We start from the raw sequence: 18792 nt of genomic DNA, 5'->3' as shown, positions 1-18792 counted from the left end.
AACGGGTCCGGGAGAGCGGCACCGGCGGGCGGCCACCACACCAATCACGCCCGCCGGCTCCCGGACCATCGACGAGAACAAGGAGACAGGACATGAGCAAGCGTTTTTGGGTCATCGGCGGGGAATATACCGACACCCGCTTCAGCCAGCTGATCGACGGCACCGAGCAACTGTTCGGCCCGTTCGGGAACCAGAGCGAGGCGCGGGCGGTCTGGGACAAGATCGCCAGCGAGACGCGCAGCATCTGCACGGCCCGCTACACCATCGTGCAGGAGGGTGCCGCCGGCTGAGCCGGAGCGCTTTCGCGGGACTGACTTCAATCCCTGGCGGTTCGGGCCGTCTCTTGATCTCCGGCCCGACGTAAGCCTGACTGGCCCGGCCTTTTGGCCGGGCTCTTTTTTGTCCGGTTTGCATGGCGCCCCAAGGCGCCATTCGTTTCCGCGGTGCTGAATCCTCAACCGGCTCCCGCCGCCATGTGATATGCTTCGTCGTCAACCAAAAATAGCGAGCATAACGTCAACATCCGAGCAAAGGGTGTGCCGAAGCCGCAAACGAAAAGCCAAATGGCTTAGGGAGGAATGATGGTCACGCTTAGAGTCAATGGCGTCGAACAGCGCTTCGACGGCGATCCGAACACGCCTTTGCTGTGGTTCGTCCGCGACGAGGCCGGACTCACCGGAACCAAGTACGGCTGCGGGGCCGGTCTCTGCGGTGCCTGCACCGTCCATCTCGACGGGGTCGCCGTGCGTGGCTGCCAGACCACGGTAGCCGATGCCGCGGGCAAGTCCGTCACCACCATCGAAGGGCTCAGCGCCGATGGCAGCCACCCGGTCCAGCAGGCGTGGCGCGACCTGAACGTGCCGCAATGCGGGTTCTGCCAGTCCGGCCAGATCATGCAGGCGTCGGCCCTGCTCGCGGCCAATCCCAAGCCGAGCGACCAGGAGATCATGGACAGCATGCAGGGCAACATCTGCCGCTGCGGCTGTTACCAGCGCATCGTCGACGCGGTGCGCGCGGCATCCACGGGAGCCTGAGCCATGTTGAAAGAAATCGAACGTCTGAACGCTCCCGCGCGCGAACTCTCCGCGCCCCGGACCGCTCTGCAGAATGTCAGCCGCCGCGGCTTCCTCGGAGGCGCCACCGGTCTGGTCGTCGCCCTGCAGTTCCTGCCCGGCGAGGCCGGCGCCTACCAGCCCTATCCCCATGGCGGCCAGTCGATGCCGCACGGCGTGGTCAACGATCCGCATGTCTTCGTCGCCATCGATCCCGACGGCACTGTGACGCTGGTCGCCCACCGTTCGGAAATGGGAACCGGCTCGCGCACAACGATCCCGATGATCATGGCCGACGAGATGGAGGCTGACTGGAACCGGGTGCGGATCGTCCAGGCACCGGGCGACGAGCCGAAGTACGGCAATCAGGATACCGACGGCTCGCGCAGCCTGCGGCATCATATCCAGCCTGCCCGCGACATCGGCGCCGCCGTGCGTCTGATGCTGGAACAGGCCGCCGCCAAAGAATGGGGCGTGGATCCCAGCGAGGTCGAGGCCGTCAACCATCAGGTCGTGCACAAGGCGCTCGGCCGGCGGCTCGGCTACGGCGAACTCGCGAAGGCGGCGATGGATCTGCCGACCCCGCCGCGCGAAAGCCTCGCTTACAAGGATGAGCGGTCCTTCCGGTATATCGGCAAGGGCACGGTCCAGATCACGGACCTGCATGACATCACGACGGGGGCCGCCGTCTACGGAGCCGATGTCAGCCTGCCCGGCATGAAATACGCCGTCATCGCCCGCCCGCCGGTGGTCAACGGACGGGTGAAATCTTTCGACTCAAAGGCAGCGATGGCCGTGAACGGCGTCGAGCGGGTCGAGGAGATCGCGGGGAGCACGATGCCGGCCAAGTTCGCGCCCCTCGGTGGCGTGGCCGTGATCGCCTCCAGCACCTGGGCGGCGCTGAAGGGCCGCGAGGCGCTGAAGATCGAGTGGGAGGCGGGGCCGAACGGATCTTATGACACGGCGGCCTACCGCAAGGCGCTGAGCGCCTCGGCCGCGGCAAGCGGCAAGGTGGTCCGCGACCAGGGCGATGCCGATGGTGCACTGAAGAGCGCCGCGCGCGTCTTCACCCGCGAATATTACCAGCCGCACATGCCCCATGCGCCGATGGAGCCGCCGGCGGCGCTGGCCAGCGTCAAGGATGGCAAGTGCGAGGTCTGGGCCTGCGTCCAGAGCCCGTACGGCACGCGGGTCGATGTCGCCAGCGCGCTGGGCATGAAGGAAGAGGACGTGACCGTCAACGTCACCCTGCTCGGCGGCGGCTTTGGCCGAAAATCGAAATGCGATTTCGTGATCGAGGCGGCTTTGCTGTCGCGTGCGGTCGGCGCGCCGGTTCGCGTGCAATGGACGCGCGAGGACGATATCCGGCACTCGTTCTATCACACCACATCGGTGGAAAGGATCGAGATCGGGCTCGACGGCGACAACAGGCCGGTGGCCTGGCGGCACCGCAGCGCGGCGCCGTCCTTCCTCGCCCTGTTCGCGCCGGACTCGGGCCACATGCATCCGATCGAGGTCGGCATGGGGCTGGCGGACATGCCCTACGACATCCCCAACGTCAGGTGCGAGGACTGCGAGGCCAAGGCCCATACCCGGGTCGGCTGGTACCGCTCGGTCTCCAACATTCCGCGCGCCTTCGCCGTGCAGTCGGTCACGGCGGAACTGGCGCACGAACTGGGCCGGGACCAGAAGGATTTCCTGCTCGAGATGATCGGGCCCGGCCGCGTGATCGACCGCTTCGCCGCGGGCGTGCTGCCTGATTTCTGGAACTACGGGGAGCCATACGAGGAGTTCCCGAACGACACCGCGCGCCTGCGCAACGTGATCGAGCTTGCGGCTCGGAAGGCCGGGTGGGGCAAGTCCCTGCCCGAGGGGGAAGCGCTCGGCATCGCCGCGCATCGCAGCTTCGTCACCTATGTGGCGACGGCAGTCCGCGTGAAGGTCGAGAAAGACGGGACCCTCCGGGTGCCGGAGACCCATGTCGCGATCGACTGCGGTTATGTGGCCAATCCGGAGCGGGTGCGCTCGCAGGTGCAGGGTGCCTGTGTCTTCGGGATGAGCGCCGCGATGCATGGCGGTGTCACCTTCGAGAACGGCGCGGTCGTGGAGAGCAATTTCCACGACTACCGGATGGCGCGGGCGAATGACTTCCCGCTCGCGGTGCAGACCCACATCGTGGAGCATCCGTTCGAGGTTCATGCGACGGGCGTCGGCGAGCCGGGCGTCCCGCCGTTTCTGCCTGCGCTGACGAACGCAATCTTCAACGCGACCGGCAAACGGATCCGCGATCTGCCGATCGGCGGTCAGCTGAAGGCGTAGCCACCCATCTTTCCACCGGCGGGACCGGAAGGTTCCGCCGGTTTCTGTTCTCCCAAGGGTCCATGACGATGCAGCCCGGTTGACGGCACCGCCGCGGGTGCGCATAACAGCGGACCGGTGCTTTCCGCCGGATCAGGGCCTGTAGTTCAGCGGTTAGAACGCACCGCTCATAACGGTGTTGTCGGGGGTTCGAATCCCTCCGGGCCCACCACCTTTCCCCATAGCTGTCCTAGAGCGCGAGCGCGCGCTTCAGGATCTCGCCCTGTTCGCGCTCGTGCCGCGCGATCGATCCGCCTGCGGAGACCGGCAGGGGAGGGCGCGCGACGACCCGCGGCCTCTGTGAAATCGCGATGTTGGGAGAGGTGAGCGCGTCCCTGACAAATGGCCAGGCTCCCTGATTCTCCGCTTCCTCCTGTAGCCAGACGATCTCCGCCTGTCCGAACGGAGCGATGGTCTTCCGGAGAGCCTCGAGGGGGAAGGGGCAGATCTGCTCCAGGCGGACGGGAAGTATGTCCTCTCCCATCCCCTCCTCCCGTCTGCGGCGGTCGAATTCATAGAAGATCTTGCCGGAACACAAGACGATACGCCGGACCCGCCCCGGGTCTGCGCATGGCCCTGCGATCACGGGCCGGAAGCTGGTCGTCTCGTCCATCTCCGCCAGTGTCGAGACGGCATCGCGCGAGCGCAGCAGCGATTTCGGCGCGATAACGAACAGCGGCTTGCGCCATGGCGCCCTGATCTGGCGTCGGAGCAGATGGAAGAGATTGGCCGGCGTGCTGGGGTTGGCCAGGATCAGGTTGCCGCCGGCATAGAGCTGGGCGATCCGTTCGATCTTGGCGGAGGAATGGTCCGGTCCCTGCCCCTCGAGCCCGTGCGGCAGCAGGATGACCAGGCCCGATCTGAGGCGCCATTTCGCCTCGGCCGAGACGATATACTGGTCGACCACGATCTGCGCGCCGTTCATGAAATCGCCGAACTGCGCTTCCCAGAGGGTGAGCTGTTCCGGGGCGAGCAGGCTGTGCCCGTATTCGAAGCCGAGTACGCCGTATTCCGTCAGCGGGCTGTTGATCAGCTCCAGCATTCCGGGCCTTTCCGCTGCCGCTGCGAGCGGGATGCAGGTCTCGCCGGACGCCATGTCATGCACCCTGAAATGGCGCTGGGTGAAGGTGCCGCGCACAGCGTCCTGGCCGGAGAGGCGGACCCGCGAGCCCTCCGCCAGCAGGCTGGCGAAGGCGAGGGCCTCGGCGGTGGCGAAATTGATGTCCGTGCCCGACCGGATGGTCTCCGCGCGCGCCTCGTAGAACCTCCGGACTTTGGGATGGGCATCGATGCCGTCGGGGATCCGGCTTGCGGCAAGCGCAATCTTTCGAAGGCGCTCTACCGGGACCCCGGTTGTTACCGGCTGCAGCAGGGCCTCTTCGGTGGTCGCGGTCTGCGCGGCCCATGCGCCCTTCTGGATGCTTTCCTCGTTCGGCATCACGTCCGCGGCCCGATCGAAGCCGTCCTGCAGGCGGATGCGGTAGGCTTCGGCGGTGCTGTCGGCGGCGGCCAGAAGATGCGGTGCCCGGTCCCGGAACTTCTCGGCGGCGATCTGCCGGAGGCTCGGGTGGCTGTCGATCCGCTGCCACATGTCGGGCTGGGTGAAGCGTGGCTCGTCCAGTTCGTTATGGCCGTTGCGGCGGTAGCAGACCAGGTCGATCACGATGTCCCTGCCGATCCGCTCCCGCCAGTCCATCGCGAGCCCGGCGACCCGCGCCACGGCCTCCGGGTCGTCGCCGTTGACGTGCAGGACCGGCGCGCCGACGAGCTTCGCGACGTCGGTGCAGTACTGCGCGCTGCGGCCTTCCGACGGCATCGTGGTGAAGCCGATCTGGTTGTTGACGACCAGATGGATCGAACCGCCCGCACTGTAGCTGTCGAGACCGCCGAGTTGCAGCAGCTCGGCGCTCAGGCCCTGTCCCGCGAAGGCGGCATCGGTATGGGCGAGGACCGGGAGGATCGCGCCCGGTCCCCTGTCGTCCTGGCGCGTCTTCGCACGGGCAAATCCGAGGGCAACCGGCGCGACGACCATAAGGTGGGACGGGTGCGGAAGAATGGTCAGCGCCAGACTGTGCCCGCCGTTCTCAGAGCGGCCCATATAGCCGAGGTGATAGGGAACGTCTCCGGTGAAGGTCGCACCGTCCGACAGGTCTCGGCCCATCAGTTCGGCGGCAAGGGTGGCGGGGTTCTTGCCGAAACCGACGGCGAGCGTCGCGAGGCGCCCCCGGTGCATGCCGCCCATCACGACCTCCTTTACGCCGTGGCCGGGGGCCGTGCGCAGCAGCTCCCGCAGCAGCACGATGGAGGCTTCCGCTCCCTCGCTGCCGAAGCGTTTCTTCGCCGTGAACTTCCGGTGCATGAAGCCTTCAAACGCGTCGACGAGCGCGATGGAGTCGAGGGTTGCCGCCAGCGCCGCTTCGGAGAGCGGCGTCGAGACCGCCTTCTCGAAGGCCTCGTGGAGCCAGGCCCTTTCCGCCTCCTCCTGCAAGTGGCCGGCTTCAAGCGCGGCGGGCCCGCAATAGACCGACCGCAGCAGGGCGTCGGCCTCAGCGAGGGGAAGCTGCCGGATCTCGCCGGCGAGGCTCAGTCCGGTGATCTCCTGGCCTGCCTCTGCGATCCGGCCCCTCAGCCGGGAGAGGACCGGGTCGCGGTGCGCGTTCGGCGCGAGCGGGTCTAGGTCCGCCTCGAAATGGCCGAAACGCCGGTAGGCATCCCGAAGGTCGCACGCCAGCGCCGAGACGCCGGGTGTCGCATCTGAGCCGACGCCGTCGAGGCTGTCGAAATGGATCGCCAGGTCGGCGGGGACCGAGTGGCGGTCGCGCCGATAGCGGGCATAAAGATCGAGGAAAAAGCCGTTGTCTTCCCCAGATAGGGTGCTCATTCAAAGCCTTTCATGCAGGCGTTGCGCGGCGGGAGAGCGACGGGAGAGAAGGTCCCGGTTATTGACGTCTCCGACTTTAGAAATCGGAGGCCGCTCCTGGCAAGAACCCGGTGAGGAATAGTCGGTTCCGCCTCGCCGGCCGCCAGCTCGGTGCGTCCGGTCGCGATGACGGGAGAGCGATGTTTCCCGTGACCTGCTAGCCTTGGAACAATGGCTGGGGAATTGTCGGCCAGTGAGGAAAAAGCGGAGTGCGACGGGTGCAACTTGCAGAGTGTGGTGACGGATCCGGTGGGTCCTCCGTGAAACCGGTCGAGGCCGTCACGGACGTGCACGCTTTGCCGGTTAAGGAAACGCTCGCCCGTCTGGTCGTCGCTTCGCAGGAAGGGCTGAGCGGAGACGAGGCCGGACGCCGAAGAAGGCTATACGGACCGAATCTGCTCGGACAGCGCAGATCCAAGAGTGCTCTCGTCATCCTGCGCGACCAGTTCGCCAGTCTCATCGTCGTGCTCCTCGGTGTTGCGGCAGCGATATCCTTCGCCTTCGGTCACTGGGTCGAGGGGCTGGCGATTCTTATCGTCATCCTGCTGAACACCGCGCTCGGCTTCTTCACGGAACTCCGTGCGGTGCGCTCCATGGAGGCGCTTCGCCGCTTGGGGATCGTTCATGCCAAGGTGCGGCGGGACGGGCGGATTGCGGAGGTTTCGGCCCGGGACCTCGTGCCCGGCGATATCGTGCTTCTCGAAGGCGGCGATATCGTTGGCGCCGATCTCCGGCTGATCAAGGCCTCGAAGCTGCAATGCGACGAGTCGGTGCTGACGGGAGAGTCGTTGCCGGTGCTGAAGCAGACCGGTCCCCTGACGCCGGACACGACCTTGCCGGACCGCTCGAACATGGTGTTTCAGGGAACGGCGGTCACCCGCGGTGCGGGGGAGGGCGTCGTCGTTGCCACGGGCATGTCGAGCGAACTCGGCCGCATCGCCGCGCTTGCCGGGGAAGCGGAAGACAGCGCGACGCCGCTCGAAAAGCGCATCGACGGTCTGAGCCGCCAGCTGGTCTGGGCAACGCTCCTGCTGACCGTGATCATAGGGCTCGCCGGCATTCTCACGGGCAAGCCTCCGCTGCTGATGATCGAGACGGCGATTGCCCTCGCCGTCTCGGCGGTGCCCGAAGGATTGCCGATGGTGGCGACCCTGGCGCTTGCCCGGGGCATGTGGCGAATGGCACGGCGCAATGCCTTGATCGAGCGGCTCTCCGCCGTCGAAACGCTCGGTGCCACCACCGTCATTCTGACCGACAAGACCGGCACCCTTACCGAGAACCGGATGACGGTTACGGTTCTCGCGCTGCCGTCCGGCGATCTTGCCGTCGGCGAGACCGCGCCCGATCCATCGAAGGACGCGATGCTGCGCCGTATTCTGGAGGTCGGCGTGCTCTGCAATAACGCCGCGCTCGAACCCGCCGGCGACGGACGGGAGGCGGCGAAGGCGATCGGCGATCCGATGGAGGCTGCCCTGCTTCATCTGGGCGCGAAAGCCGGGATCGGACGCCAAGCGCTCCTTGAGGCGTACCCGGAAGTGGAGGAGGAGGCGTTCGATCCGGAACTGAAAATGATGGCGACGATCCACTCCGTGGACGGAGGTTTTCTCGTCGCGGTGAAGGGCGCTCCCGAGGCGGTTCTCGACCGGGTCACACGCATCGCCGCGCCCGACGGAGAAACCGCCTTTTCCGACGCGGACCGCTCGGCATGGAACGAAAGAAGCGCTGCTCTGGCGGAGAAGGGGCTCCGTGTTCTCGCAATCGCAGCCAAGACCGCTGGTTCGGCAGACGAGCCGGTCTACCGAGGACTGACCCTGCTCGGGCTTGTCGGTCTTCAGGATCCACCTCGCCAGGATGTCTCCGGGGCGATCGCGGCCTGCAGGCGGGCCGGGATCCGGGTGATCATGGCGACCGGCGACCACGCGGTGACGGCGCGTCAGATCGGTGCGGCGGTCGGACTCGAGGTGGAGGACGAGGGTTTGATCGTCGACGGTAGGGATCTGCCTCCGCTTGAGGCAATGTCCGAGGCCGAACGGCGTGGGTTCCTTGATGCGGCGATCTTCGCGCGGGTCAGCCCGAAGCAGAAACTTGATCTGATCGCACTGCATCAAAGCGCGGGCGACGTGGTCGCGATGACGGGAGACGGGGTGAACGACGCGCCGGCCCTCACCAAGGCGGATATCGGTGTCGCCATGGGGCAGCGCGGCTCGCAGGTGGCGCGCGAGGCGGCGGACATGGTGCTGCGCGACGACGCCTTCACCTCCATCGTTGCCGCGATCGCTCAGGGCCGCGTGATCTTCGCCAATATCCGCAAATTCATCGTCTATCTGCTGTCCTGCAATCTGAGCGAGATCATGGTCGTCGGGCTGGCGTCTCTGTCCGGCATGCCTCTGCCGATCCTGCCGCTGCAGATCCTCTATCTGAACCTGGTTACGGACGTGTTCCCTGCCTTCGCGCTCGGCGCCGGAGAAGGCGAGCCCGATGTCATGGAGCGGCCGCCGCGGAACCCGAGAGAGCCGCTGCTCGCGCGGCGGCACTGGATCACAATCGTGAGCTTCGGGGCGGCGATCACGGCGTCCACGCTGGCCGCCTTCTATCTCTCGGTGACGCTGCTTGCCATGACGCCGGAACAGGCGGTCACCATCGCCTTTCTCACCCTGGCGCTGTCCCAGCTCTGGAACGTCTTCAACATGCGGGAACAGGGAACCGGCTTCCTGCGGAACGAGATCACCCGGAACCTCTATGTCTGGGCGGCCATCGCCTGGTGTCTCGCCCTGACGGTCGGCGCGGTCTACATGCCGGGTCTTTCGGATATCCTGAGCCTCTCGCCGCCGGATGCGGAAGGCTGGATGCTGGCGGTCGGTCTCAGCCTCGTGCCCTGGCTGCTCGGCCAACTGGCGAAGCTCGGCCCGCGCAAAAAACATGCGACCGGGACGGGTGACGGGGACTAGTTTGCCGGAGCCCCGGCTCGATCAGTGGAGTGACATCGAATGATCCTGACTTTCTGCGGCGCTGCCGGAACCGTGACCGGATCCTGCTACTGGATCAGGACGGACCGATGCCAGTTCCTCGTCGATTGCGGCATGTTCCAGGGCTCCAAGACCCTGAAGGAGCTGAATTACGGAAGCTTTCCGTTCGATCCGGAGAAGATCGATTTCGTCCTGCTGACGCATGCCCATATCGACCATTCGGGCCTGATCCCCAAGCTGGTGAAACAGGGCTTCTCCGGGCCGATCTTCGCCACCACGGGCAGCATCGATCTGTTGACCTACATGCTGGCCGATAGCGGCTCCATACAGGAGATGGAGGTCGAGCGGCTGAACCGGCGGAACGCCCAGCGCGGCCGGCCGACGGTCACCCCGATCTACGGCAAGGAGGATGCGCAGACGGCGATGGAGCACTTCTCCGCCGTCGAATATGACAGCTGGCGCGAGGTCGGCGACGGCGTGCGCGCCCGGTTCTGGAATGCCGGGCATATTCTGGGCTCCGCCTCGATCGAGATCGAGGTCTCGACCGGAGAGCGCGGCGGCAGGCTCTCCCGGCTTCTTTTCTCCGGCGATATCGGGCCGGACCGCAAGCTGCTCCATCCTGATCCTGACGCGCCCGAGAACTGGGACTGGATCTGCTGCGAGGCGACCTACGGCGGCCGGCAGCGGGAGGACGTGGGTCCCGAACGCCGCCGGAAGGTGCTTGCCGAAGAGGTGAACACGGCGCTCGCGCGGGGCGGCAACCTTCTGATCCCGGTCTTCGCCGTCGAGCGCACGCAGGAACTGCTGCTCGATCTCGGCAAGCTCTTTGACCGCGCGACGATTCCCGAGGTGCCGGTCTTCCTCGATAGCCCGCTCGCGATCCGGGCGACGGAGGTGTTCGAGAAGAACGCCTCCGTGCTGGAGGACATGCCGGCCAACGGGGACGGTTTCCGGCGGTCGAACATCCGTTTTACGGAGACGGTGGACGAGAGCAAGCGGATCGCCCGGGTGCGGGGCGGCGCGATCATCCTCGCCGGCAGCGGCATGTGCGAGGCGGGGCGCATCCGCCATCACCTGAAGCAGAATCTCTGGCGCTCCGACGCCACGGTCCTTCTCGTCGGCTACCAAGCGCCGGGAACCCTCGGCGCCATCCTCGCGGACGGTGCCGAGGCGGTGACCATTTTCGGCGAGGAACTGCGCGTGAAAGCGGCGATCCGGCAGATCGACGTTTATTCCGGCCATGCCGATGGGGAGGAGCTGGTCGAGTGGCTGACCGAGCGGCTGCCGGTCAAGTCCGGGATCTTCCTGACCCATGGCGAGGAAGACGCGCTCGCCGCCATGCGCGATGCGCTGGAGGCGAAGGGCGTGGAGCCCGAGCGCATCCTGATCCCGAAGCTCGACGACGTGGTCGACCTCTCCGGCGGCCGCGCGGTCTTCCGGCAGAAGCAGGCGGTCCGGCGGATTTCGCCGGAAGCGGTGCGCGGGCCGGACTGGCACAACGAGCTGGCGGAGTTCTCGCTCCGTCTCAGGGCCGAGCTGGAATCCGCAGCGGACGAGAAGTCGCGCAAGAAGATCATGCGCCGGGTGATGCGGGCTCTTGAGGGGGCGGAGAGACGCTGAGGGTAATTGCGCCGGGCGGGCGGGGCACAATTTTCTTCGGCAAACGCATCTCTCCATGCTCGCCTGAGTGGTGCTCGGCTGCTAGCGTCAAGCTATTGTCGGAAATTCATAATCCAGTCTGAAAGTCCCGCTCATGAAAGAACCGGTTGCCCCGCGAGATTTGGCGATCACCTTTGGAACGCTATTTCACGGGGCCTTCGAGATCTACTTCTCGCGGTTCTGGTTCTTTACGCTGGTCACGGTGGCATCTTCACTTCCGGGGGCGCTTTTTGCCTCAGTGGCATTGGACGGAGACTTCGGGGGCGGGCCGACATGGGCGATCGTCGTTACCATCGCCATCAATACGGTGGTGTTTGCCGCCTTGAGCGCCGTCTTCGTTTACGCGGTGGTGATGCAGATGTGCGGGAAATTCGTGCCTGTATCTAGGCTTGTTTTACGTGGGTTTGCTTCCGCCGGCAGGGCTCTCATCACCATCCTGCTGATGAATGTCTTCATCGCCATCGGTCTGCTGCTTCTGATCATTCCAGGATTGATCATGATGTGCGAATGGTTCGTCGCAGTACCGGTTTCCGCCGTGGAGCGGACCGGACCATTCGCGGCGATGGGAAGAAGTTCGGATCTCACCGAAGGTTATCGCGGACGCATTTTGGGTTATATCCTCGTTTTCTGGCTCATTGATTCCGGGTACGAAGTCGCCATTGATCAATTCCTGACACTGTTGAGGTGGATGTCTTTTGACAATCCGATCCTGACGACGGTTTTGACCCTCCTTTTGACCGCACCGACATTGGCCATACCCGCGATCGCGGCCGGATACGCCTATGTCAAGCTGGTGTCGCACTACCACCGGATCCCAATCGGCACGATAGCATCTGCGTTTGACTGATTCGTTCGGCCGGGCGGGCGGAATTGCGGCCGTCGCGCCGGATAATCGCCTATGCTGGGGATCGGGTGCCGAGGGAAAGGTCTGAAGATGGAAAACGAGATCGAGGACCTGGTGCGCCGTCTCGGCCGGCTGGAGGACGAACTCGAGCGCAAGCTCGAAGCGCGGCAGGCCGAGTTCCGCTACCGTCTGGAAGAAAAGCGCGCAGTCTTCGAAGAGAGCGTCAGCCAGCAGCACAAGCTGCTGAAGACCGGCCTGCTGACGTTCCTCAGGCACTCGCCGCTGGCAACCCTTGTCGTCGCGCCGGCCGTGTATGGCCTGGTTGTCCCGATCGTTCTTCTGGACCTGGCTGTTTCGCTGTTCCAGCTCGTCTGCTTCACCGCCTGGGGCATGAAGCGGGTCGGGCGCGCGGACCATGTGATCGTCGACCGCCACCGTCTCGGCTATCTCAACGGGATCGAAAAGCTGAACTGCCTCTATTGCGGATACGCGAACGGGGTGCTCGCCTATGCCCGAGAAGTCGCGAGCCGCACCGAGCAGTACTGGTGCCCGATCAAACATGCGCTGCGCGTCCGCGCGCCCCATCCGCGATACAGGGGGTTCGTCGATTATGGCGATGCGGACGGCTTCCGCGCGCAACTGGAAGAATTGCGGGACAGGGTGAGGGAAACCGCAAGGGCCCGGCGGGCAACGTCCGAAGCGGAAGACTGAACCGTCGCCTCAGCCGTGCTCCAGCAGCAGCTCCGCCGTGATCAGCACCGCGTTCTCGCCCCGTTTCAGCTTGCCCTGACGGATATCGCCGCCCTCGGTCCCGACGATGGCGATCTCCGGGCCGGGTCCGCTTTGACCTTCCGCGCGCGCTTCCGCATCGAGGATCAGGAACTCGGTCGGCAGGCTGTCGAGTACGGAGCCGTCCTCGAAGGTGGCACCGATCAGACTCCCGAGACCGTGCACCCGCGCGCTTTCCCAGCCGAGCCGGGCACAGGCCGTGTCGAGCGCGCCCGCAAAATCCTGGTTGGGGGCGAGCCGGACGAGGGCGTAATCAGCACCCTCCGAAGTCACGTCGTCGCCGGACGGACGGAACAGCGTGAAATTGGTTTCCGGGTCCGGGCGGCGCTCGAAGCAGGCACGGGTCAGGCCGATGCCGCGGGCGACGGCGGGCGCGGCGAGCTTGGTCCGCGGGGCGAGGATATGGCCCATCGCGATCTCGCCGTCTTGGGGCGCCCAGAGCCCGTGGCCGTGCAGGAAGGAGGCGCCACTGTCGCGGCCGACCATCATGCCCAGCCGCTCGATCCGGCCGGGTCCGCCGAAGGAATGGATCTCGGAATACCAGGCGACATGGTCTTTGTCGGGCGAGAGCGCCGGGATCACGTAGTCGAGGGAGGAGACGATCGCCTCCTCGATCTCGAGCCAAGCGCCGTCCAGCCCCTCCGCGGCCATCGCCTCCGCGACCGCGTCCTCGAAGGGGAGGCCCGCGTTGAGGGTGAGCGTGACGGGACGGCCCTCGGCGGGCAGGATCTCCTGCCGCTCCTCCGCCACCGGGCCCGGATGGGTGACGGCGCGCATCAGGCGGCGCTTTCGCCGGCGGCGAGCCGCTCTTCCAGCTCCGCCCGGATCACCCGTTTCGAGAGCTTGCCATAGCCGGTCTTCGGCAGGCTGTCCCAGAAGAAATACTGCCGCGGCAGCTTGTAGGAGGCGATCTTCTCGCGGAGATACGCGTCGAGCCCGGCGGCATCGAGGGAATGGCCTTCCTCCAGCACGCAGATTGCGACGCCGATCTCGCCCCATTTCGGGTCCGGCATGCCGAAGACCGCAGTCTCGGTCACCGCCGGGTGCAAGAGGATCTTCTCCTCGATCTCGCGCGGATAGATGTTGGAGCCGCCGGAGATGTACATGTCCGACGCCCGGCCGGTGATGTAGACGTAACCCTCCGCGTCCATGTGCCCGATATCGCCGGTGCGGAACCAGCCGTCGCGGAAGCTCTTGGCGTTCGCCTCCGGGTTCCGCCAGTAGCCGGCGAAGACCGCGCCGCCGGTGACGCAGATCTCCCCGGTCTCGCCGGGCCCGAGCGCCGTTCCGTCCTCGCCCTGGATCTCCACCTGCATGCCGGTGCGCGGAAAGCCACAGGTCCCGACGCGCATGTCGTCGCCGGCGGAATGGTCCCGCGGCGGCAGGTAGGTGATCGCACCCGTCACCTCTCCGAGGCCGAAATACTGCACCAGCACCGGACCCAGCACCTGAAGCGCCCTGATCTGGTCGGAGCGGTACATCGGCGCGCCCGCATAGATCACGTAGCGCAGGCTCGAATGGTCCGCTGTCATCGCTTCCGGCGCCTCGACCAGCATCTTGAGGATCGTCGGCACGGTGAACATGTTGCTGACCCGCCAGCGCTCCACCAGCGACCAGATCTCGCCGGTGTCGAAGCGGGGGGAGGCGGGCAGGATCGTCGGCGCCCCGCGCGCCGCCATCATGAGCTGGTGCATCCCCGCCCCGTGGGAGAGCGGCGCGACCACGATGGAGGCGTCCTTCTCAGTCACGCCGGGGACGAGATCGCAAAGATGGTTGTTGATGACGAAGCCGAGCTGGCCGTGGGTCAGGACGGAGGCCTTCGGGCGCCCGGAGGTGCCGGAGGTGAAGAAGAGCCAGGCCGGATCGTCCCGGTCGACCGCGGCGAGCGGCGGCACCTCGTCCGCGTACTTGTCCATGAGCCTGTCGATATCGGGCCCGAACTCCGCCGCGCCGATAGAGAAGCGCGCGGTCAGCTCGGGACCTCCGACCGCCGCGTGCTCCGGGAAGGACGCGTTGCAGATCATCGCCTTCGCGCCGGAGAGCTCCGCCATCCAGGCGAGGTCGTCCGGCATGCCGCGGAAATTCGCCGGCACCCAGACCGCGCCGAGCCGGAAACAGGCGAACATGCTCTCGAACAGCTGGTTGCAGTTCTGCGACTGCACCAGCACCCGGTCGCCCTTCGCGATCCCGCCCTCGTGCGCCAGCACGGCGGCCATCGCCTTCACCCGCCGGTCGAAGGCGCGCCAGCTCCACACGGTCTCGCCCCAGACGAAGGCAGGCGCGTCGGGCAGCCGCCGCGCCTGCTGCTCGACCAGATGCGCGAGGTTCATCGTGCGCGTGCTGAAGGGGGTGACGGGCGCGTTCATGGTTTCCTTCCCGATTTTCTTGTTTTTAGACGTCGCCGGAACGACAAAGGTCCTGTTTGATCAGAGCTTATCGTGAACCGGCTGTCGCCGTGCAGTTGATTATTGCGCCGGGATCGCTGAGAGGTGAAGTGACAGGTCGGGGGGAGAATATTCGATGGCCGGGCACCGAAGTGTCCTGAGAAGGGTGGGCAAGTGGTGCACGGTCGGCAGCGCCGTCTTTGTTGCTGCCTTGATCGCATTGTTTATCTTTCACAGCGTTCGTACTGGTGTAGCGAGCGTGGCGTGGATGATTTCTGAGGCGAAAAACTATCACTCCGTCACGCCGGCCATGGAGCCGAACTTCAATCCAGGCGAGCATATGATGGCGCGACTGAGGACGTCTTCTGGCGGGTTTCCTTCTCGCGGGACGGTGCTAGTCGTCCGTAATCCGCTGAAGCCGGAACAGGACTGGGTCAGGCGACTCGTCGGCTTGCCGTTCGACAGGGTCGCCATCAATGACGGCGTGCTCTACGTCAATGGAAGCGCCGTCGCGGAAGAGGACATGGGCCCGGCAGGCGGCGGCTACCGCCTCGTCCGCGAGACGCTGCCGGGAGGGCACTCGCATCTCATCAAGGTCGCGGCTCCCGACACCGCGCGTACCAGCTTCGGCGAGATATCTGTTCCAGCGGGACAGATGCTTCTGTTGGCGGACAACCGGGACGGGGCGAAAGACAGTCGTCACGCGGAGCTTGGATTGGTCCCCCTGGACAACATTATCGGCGTTGCCAAGTTCATCTATCTGTCGCCGGACCTCTCGAGGCTTGGTGCGACGATCGAATAGAGATGTCTGCTCGCTTTACCATCGCCCCTCGAACGCCGCGAACCGCTTCTCCAGCTCCACCTGCGCTTGTGCCTTGTCACTGCGGGCGATGAAGGCCTTGCAATCATCCGAGGTGAAGCTTCCGACACAGGGGGCCGCCCTGATCGGGACCTCGATGTCCTGCCAAAGCGAGGCGCCGGTGAGGAAGCTCTGCTCTAGGCTCTGCCGCGACAGCATCTTCAGCTCCTCATAGCCGAGCCCGTAACGCTCGCTCGCGAGCTGGTACTGGCTCGAGAGGTCGATCCGTTCGACGCCCTCGTCATCGGTCGAAAGCATCACCGGCACGCCGGCTTTCAGATAGGTCGGGAAGGGGTGGTCCTTGCCCTTCACGCCGAGGATCTGCTCGTTGCTGGAGAGGTTGATCTCGACCGCGATGCCGTCTTTCGCCATCCGCGCGATCAGCGCCTCGCTGCCCTTCTCGAAGCCGATGGCGACGCCGTGGCCGATGCGGTCGACGCCGGCGATCTCCACCGCCTCGCGGATATGGAAGGTCATGTCCTCGAGCTCGGTCACGCCGAGCCAGAGCTCGCCCGCATGGAGCGAGAGGCCGACCCGTTCGTATTTCCGCTTGAAGTAGCCGAAGATTGCCATGTGCAGGGAATAGTCCCGGAGCGCGACGTGATAATCCTCCGGCGCGACGAAATTGACCCCGACGCTGAGCTTCTCCCGGTCGGCGATCATGTAATGCAGCATGATCTGGGCGAAGGCGTTCTCCGGTGGCTGGGTGCGGATGCTCTGGCCGAGCTGGCGCAGGGTGACGGCGCAACCGGGCTCCGGCGTGGTCCCGTCGCAGCCCATTTCGACGCGGGCGCCCGCCATGGCGTCGTTCAGCACCTTCGCGCCGGCATCGACCAGCTTTTCGAAGCCGTTGTCGAGCAGAGCCTTCTCGAAGGCAGCGAGTTCGGCATCGCTGCCGCCCTTCAGCTTCAGCTTCACGCCGAGATCCGCCGGATTGACCCAGCCGAGCGTCATCATCGGCTCGACATAGAAGATATTCTGCAGCGCCGCGTTGCGGGCGAGCCAGGCGAGGCTTTCGGCCTTGCGATCGCCGGAGATCGCGCCGAAGCGGGCGAAGGTGGCGAAGAACTGGTCGTGGCCGGAGCGCTCGCCCGAGAGCGGGTTGGGGCGGAAATTGCGCATCGAGAGATTGTCGGTGATGGCGGCCCGGCAGGCGTCGCTGTTGGCGGCATCGCTCATCCGTACCTGTACCTCTTCCCGGCAGTCCGGCTTCGCCACTGGCGGCACGTGTGCGGCGCAGGCGACGATGGAGCGCGCGGCGGGATCGAAGCAGAGATCGAGGTCCGGGTCGGCGGCCCAGTCTATATAGGCCTCGGCATAGACCGCGCCGGAGAGATGGGTGTGCAGGTCCGCACCCTTCGGCATTGCCTGGAGGAAGGCGCGGGTCAGGGTGCGGTCGGAGCGGATGCTCTCGAAATGCGCGGCGGTGCGGGCTTCGGGATTGCCGTCGGGTAGGCCGGCGCAGGCGCCGAGGGCAAAGGGCAGAAGCAGCAGGATCGCGGCGATGCGCATGGATTTCCTCCGACATCCGGTTCCGGATTTTCCGGCACAATACCATATGCGGGGCAGGGTGGGAGGGCCCTTGCAAGACGGGTCCCGCTGGCGTCGAATGGAATTCCTTCCTTTGCACCGCTTTTCCTGGTGACCGCTTATGACCGATGACAGCGCCGCCCTCCGGCGGGAGCTCTGCGATCTCGTCGATGCGCGGCGGGACGAATTCCTCGACCTCCTGCGCGCATTTCTGCGTATCCGTAGCGTCAATCCGCCGGGCGACATGCGCGAAGCGGCATCGTTCGTGCGCGGCGTGCTCGACAGGTTCGGCGTGCCGCACAGAACGCTGGCGGCGCGCGAGGACATGCCGAACATCGTCGGGCGCTGGGAGGCGGGTGCTCCGGGAGCCAATCTGGTGCTGAACGGGCATATGGACGTTTTTCCAGTCAGCAACGAGCGGCTCTGGCAGGCGGAGATGAAGGACGGAAAGATCTACGGCCGCGGTGCCTCCGACATGAAGACCGGCACGCTCGCCGGAATTCTCGCCTACGGTCTTCTCTGTCCCTACCGCGACCGGTTGAAAGGCGCGCTGACGCTGACTGTGGTCTCGGACGAGCAGTCGGGCGGGCGCTACGGCACCAGGTTCCTGTTCGAAAACCACGCGGATGAGATCGCCGGGGACTGCTGCCTCAACGGCGAGCCGAGCGGGCTCGAGACCCTGCGCTTCATGGAGAAGGGGACGCTCCGCTTCTCGCTCTCGGCCAGCGGACCCGGCGGGCATGGCGGCTATCCGCACCGCGCGAACAATCCGGTGCAGCAGGTCGTCGCGGCGGTGCAGGCGATCTACGCGCGCTTCCATTTGAAGCCGGGCAATCTGCCGCCGGAGTTCGACGCGGTGCTGACCTCGCCGGCTTCGGTCGCGGCAGCGGATCTGGCGATGGGCGAGGGCGCGGCGGAGAACGCGCGGCGCATCACCGTCAATTGCGGCATCATCGGCGGCGGCGCCAAGGCGACGCAGATCCCGACCGAAGCGGCGGCGAGCCTCGACATCCGTTATCCGGTCGGCACCGAGGGGGACGAATTGCGGCAGGGCCTCTCGGAGATCGCCGAACAGACGGGCTGCCTGCTGACGATCAACGAGGACCATTCCTATCCGCCGAGCAGCACGAATCCGGCGGGCGGGATGGCGGAGATTCTCCGCCGCAACATCCGCGAGCTGACCGGCCGGGACGTGCCCCCGGTCTGCAGTCTCGGCGGCACGGACGCGCGCTACTGGCGCTGGCGCGGCATCCCGGCGGTGATCTGCGGGCCGTCCAACATCAGCATGGGCACCGACACCGAGCATGTGGAGATCGAGGAGGCCCTGACGGTCTTCAAGCTGCACCTCTGCTGCGCGGCGGATTACTTAAGTGCCGCATCCGCATAGACCCGATCGCGCCCGGCTGCGCTAGACTTCGGGAAACCTGAAAG

Annotated in this window: 13 protein-coding genes and 1 tRNA gene; 10 read left to right on the top strand and 4 right to left on the bottom strand. The window is 65.8% G+C overall.

What is annotated here, in order from left to right:
• The first annotated feature begins 92 nt into the window (after positions 1–92).
• The 4 genes from IG122_RS11610 (at position 93) to IG122_RS11595 (ending at position 3582) form a co-directional block, all read left to right on the top strand.
• Positions 93–290 (top strand): DUF4170 domain-containing protein, encoded by a 198-nt coding sequence (locus tag IG122_RS11610; RefSeq protein ID WP_193183644.1) that lies wholly within the window; start codon positions 93–95, stop codon positions 288–290.
• 291 nt (positions 291–581) lie between these two features.
• Positions 582–1034, top strand: a complete 453-nt coding sequence (locus tag IG122_RS11605; RefSeq protein WP_193183642.1) for a (2Fe-2S)-binding protein — start codon at positions 582–584, stop codon at positions 1032–1034.
• Positions 1035–1037: 3 nt separating this feature from the next.
• Positions 1038–3371, top strand: a complete 2334-nt coding sequence (locus IG122_RS11600) for a xanthine dehydrogenase family protein molybdopterin-binding subunit (protein ID WP_193183639.1) — start codon at positions 1038–1040, stop codon at positions 3369–3371.
• A 135-nt stretch (positions 3372–3506) separates the two neighbouring features.
• Positions 3507–3582, top strand: a tRNA-Ile gene (locus IG122_RS11595).
• An 18-nt stretch (positions 3583–3600) separates the two neighbouring features.
• Here IG122_RS11595 and IG122_RS11590 read toward each other — a convergent pair.
• Complete coding sequence (locus IG122_RS11590; RefSeq protein WP_193183637.1) at positions 3601–6291, bottom strand: 2-oxoglutarate dehydrogenase E1 component; 2691 nt, start codon at positions 6289–6291, stop codon at positions 3601–3603.
• Between the two features lie 257 nt (positions 6292–6548).
• Here IG122_RS11590 and IG122_RS11585 point away from each other — a divergent pair, with 257 nt between their 5' ends.
• The 4 genes from IG122_RS11585 to IG122_RS11570 all read left to right on the top strand — a co-directional run bounded on the left by IG122_RS11585 (position 6549) and on the right by IG122_RS11570 (position 12510).
• Complete coding sequence (locus IG122_RS11585; protein ID WP_319024868.1) at positions 6549–9278, top strand: cation-translocating P-type ATPase; 2730 nt, start codon at positions 6549–6551, stop codon at positions 9276–9278.
• A 39-nt stretch (positions 9279–9317) separates the two neighbouring features.
• Entirely contained in the window at positions 9318–10916 is a 1599-nt protein-coding gene (locus IG122_RS11580; protein ID WP_193183635.1) for an MBL fold metallo-hydrolase RNA specificity domain-containing protein, read from the top strand.
• A gap of 133 nt (positions 10917–11049) precedes the next feature.
• On the top strand, positions 11050–11802 hold the full coding sequence (locus IG122_RS11575) for a hypothetical protein (RefSeq protein ID WP_193183634.1): 753 nt from the start codon (positions 11050–11052) through the stop codon (positions 11800–11802).
• A gap of 87 nt (positions 11803–11889) precedes the next feature.
• Positions 11890–12510: a hypothetical protein gene (locus IG122_RS11570; protein WP_193183632.1), complete on the top strand. Its 621-nt coding sequence runs from the start codon at positions 11890–11892 to the stop codon at positions 12508–12510.
• Between the two features lie 9 nt (positions 12511–12519).
• On the opposite strand, the gene IG122_RS11565 is transcribed toward IG122_RS11570, so the two are convergent.
• Positions 12520–13365: a PPC domain-containing DNA-binding protein gene (locus tag IG122_RS11565; RefSeq protein WP_193183631.1), complete on the bottom strand. Its 846-nt coding sequence runs from the start codon at positions 13363–13365 to the stop codon at positions 12520–12522.
• On the bottom strand, positions 13365–14954 hold the full coding sequence (locus IG122_RS11560; RefSeq protein WP_193183630.1) for an acyl-CoA synthetase: 1590 nt from the start codon (positions 14952–14954) through the stop codon (positions 13365–13367). The genes IG122_RS11565 and IG122_RS11560 overlap by 1 nt, the downstream gene beginning before the upstream one ends.
• Positions 14955–15108: 154 nt before the next feature.
• Between IG122_RS11560 and lepB the strand changes: the two genes are divergently transcribed.
• On the top strand, positions 15109–15774 hold the full coding sequence (gene lepB, locus IG122_RS11555; RefSeq protein ID WP_193183629.1) for a signal peptidase I: 666 nt from the start codon (positions 15109–15111) through the stop codon (positions 15772–15774).
• A gap of 15 nt (positions 15775–15789) precedes the next feature.
• On the opposite strand, the gene IG122_RS11550 is transcribed toward lepB, so the two are convergent.
• Positions 15790–17343, bottom strand: a complete 1554-nt coding sequence (locus IG122_RS11550) for an adenosine deaminase family protein (RefSeq protein ID WP_193183628.1) — start codon at positions 17341–17343, stop codon at positions 15790–15792.
• Between the two features lie 139 nt (positions 17344–17482).
• On the opposite strand from IG122_RS11550, the gene IG122_RS11545 reads away from it, so the two are divergent.
• The gene (locus IG122_RS11545) at positions 17483–18748 is read left to right on the top strand and encodes a M20/M25/M40 family metallo-hydrolase (RefSeq protein WP_193183627.1); all 1266 of its coding nucleotides are present in this window, start codon (positions 17483–17485) and stop codon (positions 18746–18748) included.
• The last annotated feature ends 44 nt before the right edge of the window (positions 18749–18792 follow it).

Source organism: Nisaea sediminum, assembly GCF_014904705.1.
Taxonomy (GTDB): domain Bacteria; phylum Pseudomonadota; class Alphaproteobacteria; order Thalassobaculales; family Thalassobaculaceae; genus Nisaea; species Nisaea sediminum.
Note: the sequence above shows the minus strand (reverse complement) of the source record. Positions and strands in the feature narration are given on the sequence as shown.